Origin of the sequence: Dickeya aquatica (genome assembly GCF_900095885.1) — a bacterium.
Classification (GTDB): domain Bacteria; phylum Pseudomonadota; class Gammaproteobacteria; order Enterobacterales; family Enterobacteriaceae; genus Dickeya; species Dickeya aquatica.
On record NZ_LT615367.1, the window covers coordinates 3312489 to 3327508 of the forward strand.

General features: G+C 52.6%; 15 protein-coding genes. 4 read left to right on the plus strand and 11 right to left on the minus strand.

What is annotated here, in order from left to right; all coding sequences use genetic code 11:
• Positions 1 to 8: 8 nt before the first annotated feature.
• The 7 genes from cdsA to rpsB form a co-directional block, all read right to left on the minus strand.
• The gene (cdsA, locus tag DAQ1742_RS15085; RefSeq protein WP_035340363.1) at positions 9 to 866 is read right to left on the minus strand and encodes a phosphatidate cytidylyltransferase; all 858 of its coding nucleotides are present in this window, start codon (positions 864 to 866) and stop codon (positions 9 to 11) included.
• A 9-nt stretch (positions 867 to 875) separates the two neighbouring features.
• Positions 876 to 1637, minus strand: a complete 762-nt coding sequence (gene ispU, locus DAQ1742_RS15090) for a (2E,6E)-farnesyl-diphosphate-specific ditrans,polycis-undecaprenyl-diphosphate synthase (RefSeq protein ID WP_035340362.1) — start codon at positions 1635 to 1637, stop codon at positions 876 to 878.
• A gap of 178 nt (positions 1638 to 1815) precedes the next feature.
• Positions 1816 to 3009, minus strand: coding sequence for a 1-deoxy-D-xylulose-5-phosphate reductoisomerase (gene ispC / locus DAQ1742_RS15095; protein ID WP_035340361.1), 1194 nt, complete (start codon positions 3007 to 3009; stop codon positions 1816 to 1818).
• 200 nt (positions 3010 to 3209) lie between these two features.
• Complete coding sequence (gene frr, locus DAQ1742_RS15100) at positions 3210 to 3767, minus strand: ribosome recycling factor (protein ID WP_035340359.1); 558 nt, start codon at positions 3765 to 3767, stop codon at positions 3210 to 3212.
• A 139-nt stretch (positions 3768 to 3906) separates the two neighbouring features.
• The gene (pyrH, locus tag DAQ1742_RS15105) at positions 3907 to 4638 is read right to left on the minus strand and encodes a UMP kinase (RefSeq protein ID WP_035340358.1); all 732 of its coding nucleotides are present in this window, start codon (positions 4636 to 4638) and stop codon (positions 3907 to 3909) included.
• Positions 4639 to 4796: 158 nt separating this feature from the next.
• A complete protein-coding gene (gene tsf, locus DAQ1742_RS15110; protein ID WP_035340357.1) occupies positions 4797 to 5654 on the minus strand; it encodes a translation elongation factor Ts in 858 nt (285 codons plus the stop codon).
• 124 nt (positions 5655 to 5778) lie between these two features.
• Positions 5779 to 6504 carry a 30S ribosomal protein S2 gene (rpsB, locus tag DAQ1742_RS15115; RefSeq protein ID WP_035340356.1) on the minus strand — a complete coding sequence of 242 codons (726 nt, stop codon included), beginning with the start codon at positions 6502 to 6504 and terminating at the stop codon, positions 5779 to 5781.
• A gap of 369 nt (positions 6505 to 6873) precedes the next feature.
• Here rpsB and map point away from each other — a divergent pair, with 369 nt between their 5' ends.
• The 4 genes from map to DAQ1742_RS15135 all read left to right on the plus strand — a co-directional run bounded on the left by map (position 6874) and on the right by DAQ1742_RS15135 (position 11887).
• Positions 6874 to 7668: a type I methionyl aminopeptidase gene (gene map, locus DAQ1742_RS15120; RefSeq protein WP_035340355.1), complete on the plus strand. Its 795-nt coding sequence runs from the start codon at positions 6874 to 6876 to the stop codon at positions 7666 to 7668.
• Positions 7669 to 7717: 49 nt separating this feature from the next.
• Entirely contained in the window at positions 7718 to 10399 is a 2682-nt protein-coding gene (gene glnD / locus DAQ1742_RS15125) for a bifunctional uridylyltransferase/uridylyl-removing protein GlnD (protein WP_035340352.1), read from the plus strand.
• A gap of 89 nt (positions 10400 to 10488) precedes the next feature.
• Positions 10489 to 11313 carry a 2,3,4,5-tetrahydropyridine-2,6-dicarboxylate N-succinyltransferase gene (gene dapD, locus DAQ1742_RS15130; RefSeq protein WP_035340350.1) on the plus strand — a complete coding sequence of 275 codons (825 nt, stop codon included), beginning with the start codon at positions 10489 to 10491 and terminating at the stop codon, positions 11311 to 11313.
• Positions 11314 to 11500: 187 nt separating this feature from the next.
• Positions 11501 to 11887 (plus strand): DUF3461 family protein, encoded by a 387-nt coding sequence (locus DAQ1742_RS15135; RefSeq protein WP_035340348.1) that lies wholly within the window; start codon positions 11501 to 11503, stop codon positions 11885 to 11887.
• 86 nt (positions 11888 to 11973) lie between these two features.
• Here the strand turns inward: DAQ1742_RS15135 and DAQ1742_RS15140 are convergent, their stop codons facing one another.
• The 4 genes from DAQ1742_RS15140 to syd form a co-directional block, all read right to left on the minus strand.
• Entirely contained in the window at positions 11974 to 12426 is a 453-nt protein-coding gene (locus DAQ1742_RS15140) for a flavodoxin (protein ID WP_035340347.1), read from the minus strand.
• An 18-nt stretch (positions 12427 to 12444) separates the two neighbouring features.
• Positions 12445 to 13230 (minus strand): tRNA pseudouridine(65) synthase TruC, encoded by a 786-nt coding sequence (truC, locus tag DAQ1742_RS15145; RefSeq protein ID WP_035340345.1) that lies wholly within the window; start codon positions 13228 to 13230, stop codon positions 12445 to 12447.
• 2 nt (positions 13231 to 13232) lie between these two features.
• The gene (locus DAQ1742_RS15150) at positions 13233 to 13553 is read right to left on the minus strand and encodes a YqcC family protein (protein ID WP_035340343.1); all 321 of its coding nucleotides are present in this window, start codon (positions 13551 to 13553) and stop codon (positions 13233 to 13235) included.
• 678 nt (positions 13554 to 14231) lie between these two features.
• Positions 14232 to 14780: a SecY-interacting protein gene (syd, locus tag DAQ1742_RS15155; RefSeq protein ID WP_180706165.1), complete on the minus strand. Its 549-nt coding sequence runs from the start codon at positions 14778 to 14780 to the stop codon at positions 14232 to 14234.
• Positions 14781 to 15020 lie beyond the last annotated feature (240 nt).

Here is a 15020-nt window from a genome sequence, read left to right on the forward strand (position 1 = left end):
CTGTATTCCTAAACGGCCTTAAACAGCAACAACATCAAACATGAAAATACCGGTATCGCCGCTGTCAGGCTATCAATCCGATCCAAAATGCCGCCATGTCCCGGGATAATGTGACCGCTGTCTTTAATACCCGCCTCACGTTTGAACATACTTTCGGTCAAATCCCCCAGAACCGATGCCAGCGTCGCTATCACCGAACACACCAGCAAGGTTGAGGTTGGCAGAGATAGTGGCGCGTAATGGCTAAACAACAGTGCAATCGCCGCTGAGGTCGCCAGGCCACCGCAGAACCCTTCCCAGGTTTTTCCAGGCGACACCCGGGGAGACAATTTATGCCGCCCAAACAGTTTGCCAAACAGGTACGCGCCACTGTCTGCCCCCCAGACCAGCACCATGACATACAACAGCCACCATGCGCCGGTAAAAGGATTCGCGTCATATCCAAATTGACGCAACACCACCATACCCCAGAAAAAAGGAACGATGGTCAGTAATCCAAAAATCAGGCGTAGTACGCGTGAATGACGCCACAGCGCGGCAGAAGAAGGATAAAACAGCACCAGCAACAATGCCACACACCACCAGGCGAGCGAAAACCACAGAGGCAGGCACACCTGTGATGAGGCAACGGCATGGAGATAATCCGGCAGCGTCAGCAACATTCCCGCCAATAAAAGGCCACAGGCGATAGCCAGCATGAAGCGTTGTGTGTAAGAAACCAGCCCCGCCAGTTGCCCCCACTCCCAGGCCGCCAGCATACACACAACCAGCGTGACCAGAGAAAAGGCTAAGGGTGGCAGGAAAAACAGCGCCACAATCACTAAAGGGATCAGGACGAGCGCAGTAATCAGGCGATACTTCAGCAAAAAAACCCCTTACGATGCATTGGCATCGACAGGTGTAGTTCCCCCAAAGCGACGCTCACGTTGAGCAAAGGCATGAATGGCACCTTCAAAGGTTTGTTCGTCAAAATCCGGCCAGAGAACATCGGTAAAATAGAATTCTGCATACGCAATCTGCCATAACAGAAAATTACTGATGCGATGTTCGCCACCGGTTCTTATTACTAAATCAACCGGAGCCAGATCGCTTAAACATACATATCGGCACAGGGTCGATTCATCTATGCTATCAGGACGTAACACGCCTTCCTGAACCTGTTCGGCTATTTTTCTGACCCCGTGGATAATATCCCAACGCCCACCATAATTCGCAGCAATATTCAGCACCAGCCCGGTATTATTTTCCGTTACCGATTCAGAGCGGCGAATAAGCGCCTGCAAACGTGAGCTAAAACGACTGATATCGCCAATAACCTGTAAGCGGACATTGTGCTTGTGCAAGTTTTTGACTTCACTGTTCAGCACCCGCACAAACAGCTCCATCAACGCAGAGACTTCCTGCGCCGGGCGATTCCAGTTTTCACTGCTGAATGCATACAGGGTTAACGCCTCAAGGCGTTGAGCAACCGCATAACTGATAGCCCGGCGAACTGACTTTACCCCTGCCTGATGGCCGAAGACCCTAAGCTTTCCCCTCTGTTTGGCCCAACGACCATTGCCATCCATGATGATTGCTACGTGGCGCGGGCCGCCAGGTAACAACTGCTGGCTCTCGTGTTGATTTTCGCAGGGCATAGCGCGTCTTGATGTCCTCAAGCAAGAAAGTAACTATTTCAGTCGTAACCTAATCCTGACTGCATAAAAAAAGCTGTGAACACACAGCTTCCTGTCACCGTAGCGTTTTCTCTGCCACATGTAAGCGGCGCAAACTATACCATTTCAGGCGCAACGGAACAAACACACCCGCGTCAGGTTACTGATAACGTCGCAGAACATCTTCTGCTGTATGCCTTGCCCAGCGGTCAATCGATAGCACATCTTCAACACACTGCGGTTCAGGTAGGGTTAGCTGCGCCAATACATGCTGGCTGATAGCCGCGATATCGGTAAAACGAACACCCCCCTGTAAAAACGCCGCCACCGCGATTTCATTGGCAGCATTAAGCGCGGTTGTCGCCGCCTGGCCTTGTTCACAGGCATCGATCGCCAGCCCTAAACAGGGGTAACGGTGAAAATCCGGGGCGGAAAACGTCAACCCACCAGACTGGCAAAAGTCGAGCGCGGGTGCGCCGGAAAACACCCTGTCAGGGTAAGACATCGCATAGGCAATCGGCGTACGCATATCAGGTGAACCGAGCTGCGCCATCACACTGCCATCACGGTAACGCACCATTGAATGAATAACCGACTGAGGATGAATGATGACTTCCATCTGCGCACGTGAGGCGTTAAACAACCAGCGTGCCTCAATGTACTCCAGCCCTTTATTCATCATGGTGGCGGAGTCTACCGAAATCTTGCGCCCCATAGACCAGTTAGGATGCGCACACGCCTGCTCCGGCGTCACATCGCACAGAGACGCCAGCGGCCGCTCACGAAACGGGCCGCCAGAACCGGTCAGCACAATGCGTTCAACGCCAAATTGCGTCAGCGAAGCATATCCCAGTTGCTGCTGGACGGGCTCAGGTAAACTCTGAAAAATCGCACTATGTTCACTGTCAACCGGTAACAGTTGCGCACCGCTTTTCGCCACTTCATCCATGAACAAACGCCCACAGGTCACCAGTGACTCTTTATTCGCCAACAACACGCGTTTTCCCGCCCGAATGGCTGCAAGCGTAGGTAGTAGCCCTGCTGCACCAACGATAGCCGCCATCACCTGATCGACATCATCCAGTGCAGCAAGCTCACATGCGGCCTGCTCACCACTGAGCACATGCGTATGGCATCCCTCGGCGCTCAGGCGCTGGCGAAGCTCTCGGGCACTATCCTCATCGGCCATTGCCGCATAGGCTGGGCGAAACATCAGGCACTGTTCTGCCATTAAAGAGACATTGCGCCCTGCAACCAACGCTTTTATCGAAAACGCATCCGGGTTGGCTCTGACAACCGCCAGAGAACTGACGCCAATAGAACCGGTAGAGCCGAGGATAGTCAGTTGTTTCATGCATACACCCTGATAGAACTGGGTTGGAAATGGGTCAATCGCCAGTCTTATGTCAGCGCCATACCGTCGATGAAGGAAGTGTGGCTATCTGGATGATGAGAGCCGTGCCCCCCAGGACAACACCGGGCGCTAAAAAATAAAACGCCGCAGGAGGGCGGGCTGACCCGCACCTGCCAGCGGCGCGACAGTACATCAACGGATCAAAAATCCATCAATTCTTTTTCTTTCTCAGCCAAAGACGTATCGATCTTCTTGATGAAACCGTCGGTCAGCTTCTGGACATCATCCTGAGCGCGGCGTTCATCATCTTCGCTGATGGCTTTATCTTTCAACTGAGCTTTCAGTTTATCATTTGCATCACGACGCACATTGCGCACGGATACTCGGCCTTGCTCTGCTTCGCCGCGCACGACTTTGATAAGATCTTTACGGCGCTCTTCGGTCAACGGCGGCAACGGAACACGAATAACACTTCCCGCAGACATCGGGTTAAGCCCAAGATCGGAAGCCATAATCGCTTTTTCTACCGCCGGGCCCAGGGTACGATCAAAAACCGTTACCGCCAGAGTACGGGCATCTTCCACCACGACATTCGCCAGCTGGCGCAACGGCGTCGAGCTGCCGTAATATTCGACGTAAATGCCATCAAGCAGGCTCGGTGAAGCACGGCCAGTACGGATTTTACTGATTTGGTTCTTAAATGCGTCTACGCATTTTTCCATGCGCGTTTCAGCGTCTTTTCTGATTTCATTAATCACGTTGTGAACCCTTGAAAACTGGTTGCCAGTCAGGTCACGCGAGCGGCATGACCCGGTGAATCATTAGTGGCCAGCAGGGGCTGGCTATGAATGGCGCTATCTTGTATCACCAAAACAAGATATTACCTCAAATTCAACCTTAGCCGTTATTACTGATCAACGTGCCTTCTTTTTCACCCATGACCACGCGGCGCAACGCGCCCGGTTTGTTCATGTTGAAAACACGGATAGGCAGGTTATGGTCACGCGCCAGCGTGAAGGCCGCCAGATCCATCACCTTGAGCTCACGCTCCAGCACATCCTGATAGTTCAACGTTTCATACAGCGTCGCCGTCGGATCTTTTACCGGATCGGCTGAAAATACGCCGTCAACTTTAGTGGCTTTTAGCACTACGTCGGCTTCAATTTCGATGCCACGCAAGCACGCAGCAGAGTCAGTGGTAAAGAAAGGATTGCCCGTTCCTGCGGAGAAGATCACCACACGGTTATTACGCAAAAGGCTAATCGCCTCAGCCCAGTTGTAATTATCACATACGCCATTAAGCGGGATAGCCGACATCAGTCGTGCGTTCACATAGGCGCGGTGCAGCGCATCACGCATCGCCAGGCCGTTCATGACGGTCGCCAGCATCCCCATGTGGTCGCCGACCACCCGGTTCATGCCAGCTTTAGCAAGGCCTGCGCCACGAAACAAATTGCCACCGCCTATCACCACACCGACCTGGATGCCCAGCTCAACCAGCTCTTTTACTTCCTGGGCCATGCGATCGAGAATACTCGCATCGATACCGAAACCTTCAGCTCCTTGCAGCGCTTCGCCACTTAGCTTAAGCAGGATACGTTGATATACGGGTTTTGCGTTGGTTGCCATGGTGTTCTTGTCCTAAACAGGCTGTCATCGTACTGGGGATTGTTACTGCTACACCCGAGCAACCACATTACGGTTTCTCCGGTGTCATGAAATTATCTGTATTACGAAATAGTTTGGCTGGATAAAAAGGAACCGCCAACTGGCGGCTCCTTTTTTTATTAAGACTGTTTGCTCATTGCTGCAACTTCAGCAGCAAAGTCAACTTCGGCTTTTTCAATACCCTCACCCACTTCGTAGCGGATGAAGCTGCTGACAGCAGCATTGTGCTCTTTAAGCAACTGACCAACAGTTTTGTTCGGGTCCATCACGAAATTCTGACCAGTCAGAGAGATCTCACCGGTGAATTTACGCATACGACCTTCAACCATTTTCTCAGCGATTTCGCGCGGCTTGCCTGACTGCATCGCGATGTCGAGCTGGATCTGGTGTTCACGGGCAACCACGTCAGCTGGCACATCATCCGCATTCACATATTCAGGCTTGCTGGCTGCAATGTGCATAGCAACATGTTTGATCAGCTCTTCATCAGCACCGGTCGCAGCGACCATGACACCAATGCGGGCACCGTGCATGTAAGAACCCAGCGCTTCACCAGTCTGCACAGCGATGCGACGGATATTGATGTTTTCACCAATTTTCGCCACCAGCGCAGTACGCTGTTCTTCAAATTTCGCTTTCAGTGCATCAACATCGGTAATACGCTCGTTCAGCGCAGCCGTCACAACTTCTTCGCCAAACGCTTTGAAGCCAGCATCTTTGGCAACGAAGTCAGTTTCGCAGTTCAGCTCAACGATGACGCCATATTTACCGTCAGCAGCGATTTTAGCCAGGATAACGCCTTCAGCAGCAACACGGCCTGCTTTCTTGGCAGCTTTCGCCTGACCAGATTTACGCATGTTGTCGATTGCCAGTTCGATATCACCGTTAGCCTCAACCAGTGCTTTTTTACATTCCATCATGCCTGCGCCAGTACGTTCGCGCAGTTCTTTTACCAGGGCGGCGGTAATTTCAGCCATTATCTTTTCCTCGGTTATCTCGTGGGGGAGATAAGTAAGAGATAAGTAAAAAGGGGGCCTTTAAGGCCCCCTAACCAACATATGTCAATACCTGGTTAATAAGGGCTCAACAGAGCTGGCCTTATTATTCAGCTTCGACGAAGCTCTCTTCAGCCTGTTCAGCCAGATCCTGAGAACGGCCTTCGCGAACGGCAGTGGCAACGGCGCTCAGATACAGGGTGACAGCGCGGATGGCGTCATCGTTACCCGGGATGATGTAATCAACACCATCAGGATCAGAGTTGGTATCAACGATTGCAAATACCGGAATACCCAGGTTGTTTGCTTCTTTGATAGCAATGTGTTCGTGATCGGCATCGATAACGAACAGCGCGTCAGGCAGACCGCCCATGTCTTTGATACCGCCCAGGCTGTTTTCCAGCTTGTCCAGTTCACGGGTGCGCAGCAGCGCTTCTTTCTTGGTCAGCTTGTCGAACGTGCCGTCCTGAGCCTGAGTTTCCAGATCTTTCAGACGCTTGATGGACTGACGAACGGTTTTCCAGTTAGTCAGCATACCGCCCAACCAACGATGGTTCACAAAGAACTGGTCGCAGTTGTTAGCAGCTTCTTTTACCGCTTCGCTTGCTGCGCGCTTAGTACCAACAAACAGGATCTTGCCCTTACGGGAAGCGATCTTGCTCAGCTCAGCCAGAGCTTCGTTGAACATCGGTACAGTTTTCTCAAGGTTGATGATGTGCACTTTGTTACGAGCACCGAAGATGAACGGTTTCATTTTCGGGTTCCAGTAACGAGTCTGGTGACCAAAGTGTACGCCCGCCTTGAGCATGTCGCGCATGGAAACAGTTGCCATGATTACCTCTATAAATTAAGTATGGGGTTATGCCTCCACGTGTCCCATTGCGCCGACCAGAGAAGAAAACCTCTCAAGGCACCCCGGCGAATGTGCCGACACGTGTGTGTTATACACATAGTGAGTTCAGTCTGAACCGGCTCGCGCGTCAGTTACCCACACACAAGCCGGAACACCGGCGCGCTTTATACCACAAACAGCCCCCGTGCACCAATTTTTGTTGCATTCTGCCGCAACGCCCTTCCCCTATGATGACAGTCTTGTGACCAAATGATGATTTGGCAGTGTCCGGCAGGGCTGATACCATTAAATCCTGATTTACTGACTCTATTTCGTCGGGAACGCGACGACACCTGCGGACTGAACTCTATGGCAATCTCAATCAAAACCCCTGAAGATATCGAAAAAATGCGTGTGGCGGGCCGTCTGGCGGCAGAAGTGCTGGAAATTATCGAGCCGCATGTCGTACCCGGCGTAAGTACCGGTGAATTGGATCGCCTCTGCCATGAACATATCACCAACACCCAACATGCTATTTCTGCCTGCCTTGGCTATCACGGTTTCCCTAAATCTGTCTGTATTTCGGTTAATGAGGTGGTGTGTCATGGTATCCCGAGCGATGACAAAATTCTCAAGGATGGCGATATCGTCAATATCGATGTGACGGTCATCAAAGATGATTTCCACGGTGACACCTCCAAGATGTTTATCGTCGGTAAACCAACCATTCAGGGCGAGCGTCTGTGCAAAGTTGCGCAGGAGAGCCTGTATCTGGCCTTGCGGATGGTGAAACCCGGCATCCGGCTGCGCACGCTGGGCCGCGAGATCCAGAAATACGTCGAGGCTCAGGATTTCTCTGTGGTGCGTGAGTATTGTGGACATGGTATTGGCCGCGGTTTCCACGAAGAGCCGCAGGTTCTTCACTATGATGCCGATGACGGCGGCGTGGTGCTGCAACCGGGTATGGCGTTTACTATCGAGCCGATGGTCAATGCCGGAGATTTCCGTATCCGTACCATGAAAGATGGCTGGACGGTAAAAACCAAAGATCGCAGCTTGTCGGCACAGTATGAGCATACTATTGTGGTGACTGAAAACGGCTGCGAAATAATGACGTTGCGTAAGGATGACACCCTCCCCAACCTCATTACGCATCAGGAATAACCCAGCATGAGCCGGCATCTGCCGGCTTTTTTATGTTATGGCGGCACACATGATAGACAGAGACCTTCCGCACCATATTCCCGACACCACCACGCCAACGCACCCATTACCGGCTTCGCCTCTCACTTTCACGGACGATATGCTGGCCTGTCAGCCCTTGAAAACGTACCTGGAGCAGTTCCAGCACTGGCTGGCCGATGAGTTCAAAGCGGGTGTTAGCGCTGAAGCGCTGATCGATGCACGCACCCTGTTTATCGACCACCTGATGCAGCGACTGTGGCGCTTTTATGGTTTTGAGAACGTGGCACAAACCGCGCTGGTGGCCGTCGGTGGCTATGGCCGGGGTGAATTGCACCCCCTGTCAGACATCGACCTGCTGGTGTTAAGCCAGCAGCCGTTAACTGAAGCACAATCACAAACGATCGGCACTTTTATCACACTATTGTGGGACTTGAGGCTGGAAGTCGGCCACAGTGTACGCACATTAGATGAGTGCCTTGAGGAAGGCCGGGCCGACATTTCAGTCGCCACCAACCTGATTGAATCACGCATGATTTGCGGTGATGTCGCACTGTTTCTCTCGTTGCAAAAGCACATTTTCAGCGATGCTTTCTGGCCCTCGGCACAGTTCTTCCCGGCCAAAATTGCTGAACAGCGTGAACGCCATCAACGCTATCACAGTACCAGTTACAATCTGGAGCCGGATATTAAAAGCAGCCCTGGTGGCTTGCGGGATATTCACACCTTACTGTGGGTGGCCCGGCGTCATTTTGGCGCAACCTCGCTCAATGAGATGGTGGGGTTCGGTTTTCTGACCGACGCTGAACGCAACGAACTGAACGAATGCCAGAGTTTTTTATGGCGCATCCGCTTTGCTTTACACCTGATTTTACCGCGCTATGACAACCGTTTACTGTTTGACAGGCAGCTAAACGTGGCGCAACTGCTGCAATATCAAGGCGAAGGCAATGCACCGGTAGAACGGATGATGAAAGATTTCTACCGCATGACGCGGCGGGTGGGCGAGCTGAACCAGATGCTGCTGCAACTGTTTGATGAGGCGATACTGGCGCTGGATGCCAGCGAAAAACCGCGCCCGCTGGATGACGAATTCCAGCTACGTGGCACCCTGATTGATTTACGTGACGAAACGCTGTTTACCCGCAAACCGGAAGCCATTATTCGCATGTTTTACCTGATGGTTCGCAATCAGGAAATCACCGGGATTTACTCAACGACATTGCGGCATTTACGCTATGCGCGTCGCCATCTGACACAACCGCTGTGCACTATCCCGGATGCGCGCCACCTGTTCATGACCATTTTACGCCACCCGCGGGCTGTTACCCGCGCCCTGCTGCCGATGCACACCCACAGTGTGCTGTGGGCCTACATGCCGCTGTGGGGAAATATCGTCGGGCAGATGCAATTTGACCTGTTCCACGCCTATACCGTCGATGAACACACCATCCGGGTATTGCTCAAACTGGAAAGCTTTACCGATGAAGCCACCCGGTCAGCGCATCCCCTGTGCGTGGAACTTTATCCGCGCCTGCCACAGCCGGAATTACTGCTGCTTGCAGCGCTGTTTCACGATATCGCCAAAGGCCGGGGTGGCGACCATTCTGAACTCGGTGCCAAAGATGCACTGGAATTCGCCGCCCTGCACGGCCTGAACTCGCGGGAAACGCAACTGGTCGCCTGGCTGGTGCGCTGCCACCTGCTGATGTCCGTCACGGCACAGCGGCGCGACATCCAAGACCCGGCAGTTATCCAGCACTTTGCCGAACAGGTGCAAAGCGAAACCCGGCTGCGCTACCTGCTAAACCTGACGGTCGCTGATATCTGTGCCACCAATGAAACGCTGTGGAACAGCTGGAAACAGAGCCTGTTGCGCGAGCTCTATTTTGCGACAGAAAAACAGCTGCGCCGGGGCATGCAAAACTCACCCGACTTGCGCGACCGGGTGCGGCACCATCGTCTGCAAGCGCTGGCGTTGCTGCGCATGGACAACATTGATGAAGAAGCACTGCACCACATCTGGAGCCGCTGCCGGGCAGATTATTTCCTGCGCCACTCGCCAAACCAGCTCGCCTGGCATGCCCGTCACCTGCTCGAGCATGAAGCCTCGAAGCCTTTAGTGCTTATCAGCCATCAGGCCAGCCGCGGCGGCACCGAAATCTTCATCTGGAGCCCGGACAGGCCCTACCTGTTCGCCGCTGTCGCAGGCGAACTGGACAGGCGCAATCTGAGCGTGCACGACGCGCAAATCTTCACCAGCCGCGATGGCATGGCGATGGATACCTTCATTGTGCTGGAGCCTGACGGCAGCCCGCTGGCCCCCGACCGGCATGACATGATCCGCCATGCCATCGAACAGGCGCTGACCCAACGGGATTACCAGCACCCGCGGGCGCGTCGCCCCTCCTCACGTCTGCGTCACTTCAGTGTACCAACTGCCGTCAGTTTTCTGCCAACACACACAGACCGGCGCAGTTATATGGAACTGATTGCGCTTGATCAGCCGGGCCTACTGGCTCGGGTGGGCGAGGTATTCGCCGACCTTAATCTGTCACTGCACGGTGCCCGTATTTCTACCATCGGCGAACGCGTTGAAGACCTGTTTATTCTGGCGGATGCCGAAAGGCGGGCATTAAGCCCCGAATTGAGGCTTAAGTTGCAACAACGGTTGACAGAAGCCCTCGACCCAAACGATAAAGTAACCTCTTGACATATTCAGCCCCTCCTGCCGCCAGCCTGGCAGAAGGGGTTCGGTTTTATTCATCACGTAAGTTTCATTAATCACGAAAGAGAAACAGGATGCAGTCATTACAGAACATCATCGAAACCGCATTTGAGCGCCGCGCTGAAATCACTCCGGCGAATGTTGACGCTGTCACTCGCGAAGCGGTAAATCAGGTTATCAGCCAGTTAGACAGCGGCGCGCTGCGTGTGGCGGAGAAAATCAACGGCCAGTGGGTGACGCATCAATGGCTGAAGAAAGCGGTGCTGCTCTCTTTTCGCATCAACGATAACCAGTTGCTGGAAGGCGCTGAAACCCGCTACTACGACAAAGTGCCGATGAAATTCGCCGGTTACGACGAAGCACGCTTCCAGCGTGAAGGTTTCCGCGTTGTGCCACCGGCCAGCGTGCGTCAGGGGGCGTTCATCGCCCGTAATACCGTATTGATGCCCTCTTATGTCAATATCGGTGCGTATGTTGATGAAGGCAGTATGGTGGACACCTGGGCGACCGTAGGCTCGTGTGCACAGATAGGCAAAAACGTGCACCTGTCCGGCGGCGTCGGCATTGGTGGGGTACTGGAACCACTACAGGCCAACCCGACCATCATCGAAGATAACTGCTTTATCGGCGCGCGCTCTGAGGTTGTCGAAGGGGTGATTGTCGAAGAAGGTTCTGTTATCTCCATGGGCGTATTCATCGGCCAGAGCACCAAGATTTATGACCGTGAAACCGGCGAAATTCACTATGGCCGCGTCCCGGCAGGCTCGGTAGTGGTATCGGGCAACCTGCCTTCCAAAGATGGCAGCTACAGCCTGTATTGTGCCGTGATCGTGAAAAAAGTGGATGCCAAAACCCGCGGCAAAGTGGGCATCAACGAATTGCTGCGCACCATTGATTAATCAGAAAGTCCATTATCAGGGGTTATATCAACAAGACCGCTGATAGTGCGGATATCCCTGTCGTTCAATGCGATGAGCGACTACACTGAATGGCGGGCTATCACCCGCCATTTTTTACGGCATTACGCTATCACGACCAGAGAGCGGCCCAATCCAGCGGCCGATGCACAACAAGAAAGGTGGTGCTATGTACGACAATCTGAAAAGTCTAGGGATTGCCAACCCGGAAGATATCGATCGCTACAGCCTGCGTCAGGAAGCCAGCAACGATATTCTGAAAATCTACTTTCGCAAGGACAAAGGGGAGTTTTTCGCCAAGAGCGTCAAGTTCAAATACCCGCGTCAGCGTAAAACCATCGTGGCAGACAATGCCGGACAAGGTTACAAAGAAATCAATGAGATCAGCCCCAATCTGCGCTATGTGGTGGATGAGCTTGACCAGATTTGCCAGCGTGACCAGGTTGAAGTGGATTTAAAACGCAAAATTCTCTCGGACCTACGACATCTGGAAAGCGTTGTCACGCACAAAATCAGTGAAATTGAATCCGATCTGGAAAAATTAACCCACCGCTAAGCGGCGGTATTCTGGCTGACAGGCGCATTGCCTGCCAGCCTCGTTAGCGTCATCCATCACCGTGTGTTTTTACCACACCGCATAAGTCAGACACTCAGCCCTGTCGCCCAGTTTTCTACCCACGGGCAGGCTATCAGTTCGGGTTCAGGATGTTCGGCCGCATCAATTTCTAACAGCTCACCCAGCCGTTTAGCTCCCATTTCCTGCAACTGTGCATCAAACAGGTGGCCTGCACCACAGAAATGCTCGTAGCTACTGTCACCCAATGCTATCAGGCCATAGCGTAACCCTGGCTGATGTCCCACCTTATCGCGCAGGGCGGCATATAACGGCACAATCGATTCCGGTAATTCTCCCTGTCCGGTAGTAGACGTCACAATCAGCACGGTATGCTGACCATACGCCAGCCAATCATCCAGCGAGGCTTCTTCAAAAACCTTTGCATCATGCCCGAGGGCTGTAAGACTTTTTTCCGCTTCTTCTGCCACCAGTAACGCATTACCGTATACGGTGCCAACAAAAATACCGATTTGCGCCATGACCCCGACTCTCCTTTTTTATGCCAACGCCTGTCCGTTATCCTGACCGGACGAATAAAGAAACTCAACCCCTTCAATTTCAGGGAGATTGCCCTGCCAGCCAAACTGCGCCATGACACCTTGCCACTGCGCATCCCAGCGCGCCTGAATCAACAATGGCGCTCCTGTCACCGGGTGCGTTAATGATAGCTGGCTGGCATGCAGCATCAACCGTGCACAGCCAAAATGCGCCGCCATGCCACGATTCTGGCGTAAATCACCGTGGGTGGTATCACCCATAATCGGGTGACGCAAATGCGCCATATGGCGTCGTAGCTGGTGTTTACGCCCGGTTTGAGGCTTCAGTTCCAGCAGGCTATAGCGGGCGGTATCATAGCGCCCGATCGCCACAGGCATTTCCACACACGCCAGCGCCCGATAATGACTGACTGCCGGCTGAGGCGCTTTATCCGGGTTGGCATATTTGTCTGCGATGCGATCCAGCTCTTCCGTCAGCGCATAATCGATGATGCCGTCATCCGTCACGTAGCCTCGAACCACCGCATGGTAGACTTTTTCCATCTGATGCTGTTCGAATTGCAAAGCCAACTGGCGAGCCACCGCCGACGACAGCGCCATCAGCAACACCCCGGAGGTAGGCCTGTCAAGACGATGTACGGTAAAGACATGCTGACCAATTTGATCTCGCACCGTCTGCATCACAACGACTTTCTCTTTGCGATCCAGCCAGCTACGGTGAACAAGCCAGCCTGCGGGTTTGTTCACCGCGACCAGATGTTCATCCTGATAAATAATCTCCAGCATACTCAGCTCTCAAACAGGGCATCAAAACGACGTAGCTGCTCCAGCAACCCCGTCACCGGGGCCGTGCTGTCGGTTAATGCCACATCGAAATAAGGCAGGATAGCCAGCCGTTTGGGCAGTGGCCCGCCACTATCCAGCAACGCATGCATACGCGGCAGAAACACCCATTGCAGCCACTGTTCCGCGTTCATGGTATCAATACAAAAGGGCTCCTTGCTGGCAAAAGCAGCCTCATTCGGCGGGGCTGCCTGCCATAGCTGGCTGTGTTTTAAAGCCTGCTCAATGGCAAATAATGCTTGCCGAATCTGAAGGTTTACATTCATAGCGGGCGACTCAGACTCCGTAACAGGGCGGCAAAGCATAACACCGTTAGTGGCCTCAGGCACGCCTGTCTCTGTCTGCACACGGAGCGTGATACCGAACGTGCGATGTAGCCGCGCAAAGAAAAGAGGGAACCGATTTCTCGGTTCCCTCTGGTTCGTTTGTAGCAATCCCGCCACCTAGTTGCTTCCCTGCTCGTCCTTGAAAACTTGTCCTTGACGGTCCTCCTAACCCACAATCCTTGCTGGCGTTCCCTCTTTCGTCCCTGACAGTCGTTCCTTCAACATCATCCGTGATGCGATTTCCTTTAGGCTCCTGCCCCACCGGCATTCCCAGACCGGCTCTCATTCTCCATCCTGGAGGTGTCCCTTATTTCATCCTGAAAAAAGAGTCTGGCTTGTAACAAGCATGTACGCGTTGTCTTCCTGACATAACCGATACAACCTGTTACCGTGTTACGAAACTGAATAATAAGATGTATTAATTAAACCGAATCAGCAAGTCATCCTGAAGGCCCGACAATCACATAAAAAATGATGCCAACAGATAAAGCCATATAACCTATTAATTAATAAAGATTAAATTAAATTTCAACCTTAACTTAGTCTTAAAGATAAGAGATGGCTTACACAGAATGTGAGAGATCTCTTACACACCGAAAAGCGAAACGCGATTCAGCATTATGAAATCAACGGTGACAATGTAGACAAAAAATCACTCAGGCTGCCAGAAAGCACCCGCCGTTGACGTGTACCCAGCTCTTCGAGCACAACTTCACCACTCAAATTGCACAAAGAGATTAGCATCATTTCTGAATCGGTTGTGGCAAGAAATAACGTAGGTGATAATTTTAATCGTTTTTGTGTCAAAAGATGACCAATCAAATTTTCCTGCATCCTGACAAAATCCGCTTCACTCCAGACTTGCAGCAATGTGCAGTCGATCCCGGCAATATGACCGCGCATATCCCCTGCATACTGTGTGGTGAAAAAAGCCTGTGCATCAGGATGCAACTGAATATCGAGCGCTCGCGCCCACCCCTCAAGCCCGTGCAAGGGCGCGGCTGGCTGAGGCAGCCAATAGACCCGATCGTGCTGCGTTGTGACAGCACAGGGCGATGCCACACCATACAATTCTTCGCTGGCAGGCGCATGTCCGGTTTCCTGCTGCCATAAACTGACATAGCGCTGAGTAAAGTCCTGTAGTGCCTGAACAACCTGCTGTTCCATCTTGCCTCTCAATCGGTAAACATCTGCGTTATCGCGCTTTATCTTATCGCGACTCTTATGGTCATCGTCGATAGAATAGGCATAAAAATGCGTAACGCCGCGCAACTTTACGGTGTTGCTGTCACCATGCCTTGGCAAAATACGCTCTGGCACGTTAAGGTGAAAAGGCGCTAAAGGGTACGACCCCATGCATTGAATCTGCGTATTGCACCTGCGTGTTGAACAAACATATTGAACAAC

Bases quoted from the DNA above. Each gene is read 5' to 3' on its own strand.
- ispU (WP_035340362.1), bottom strand. From the start codon at position 1,637: ATGCCCTGCGAAAATCAACACGAGAGCCAGCAGTTGTTACCTGGCGGC.
- ispC (WP_035340361.1), bottom strand. From the start codon at position 3,009: ATGAAACAACTGACTATCCTCGGCTCTACCGGTTCTATTGGCGTCAGT.
- pyrH (WP_035340358.1), bottom strand. From the start codon at position 4,638: ATGGCAACCAACGCAAAACCCGTATATCAACGTATCCTGCTTAAGCTA.
- tsf (WP_035340357.1), bottom strand. From the start codon at position 5,654: ATGGCTGAAATTACCGCCGCCCTGGTAAAAGAACTGCGCGAACGTACT.
- rpsB (WP_035340356.1), bottom strand. From the start codon at position 6,504: ATGGCAACTGTTTCCATGCGCGACATGCTCAAGGCGGGCGTACACTTT.
- map (WP_035340355.1), top strand. From the start codon at position 6,874: ATGGCAATCTCAATCAAAACCCCTGAAGATATCGAAAAAATGCGTGTG.
- glnD (WP_035340352.1), top strand. From the start codon at position 7,718: ATGATAGACAGAGACCTTCCGCACCATATTCCCGACACCACCACGCCA.
- dapD (WP_035340350.1), top strand. From the start codon at position 10,489: ATGCAGTCATTACAGAACATCATCGAAACCGCATTTGAGCGCCGCGCT.
- DAQ1742_RS15135 (WP_035340348.1), top strand. From the start codon at position 11,501: ATGTACGACAATCTGAAAAGTCTAGGGATTGCCAACCCGGAAGATATC.
- DAQ1742_RS15140 (WP_035340347.1), bottom strand. From the start codon at position 12,426: ATGGCGCAAATCGGTATTTTTGTTGGCACCGTATACGGTAATGCGTTA.
- truC (WP_035340345.1), bottom strand. From the start codon at position 13,230: ATGCTGGAGATTATTTATCAGGATGAACATCTGGTCGCGGTGAACAAA.
- DAQ1742_RS15150 (WP_035340343.1), bottom strand. From the start codon at position 13,553: ATGAATGTAAACCTTCAGATTCGGCAAGCATTATTTGCCATTGAGCAG.
- syd (WP_180706165.1), bottom strand. From the start codon at position 14,780: ATGGAACAGCAGGTTGTTCAGGCACTACAGGACTTTACTCAGCGCTAT.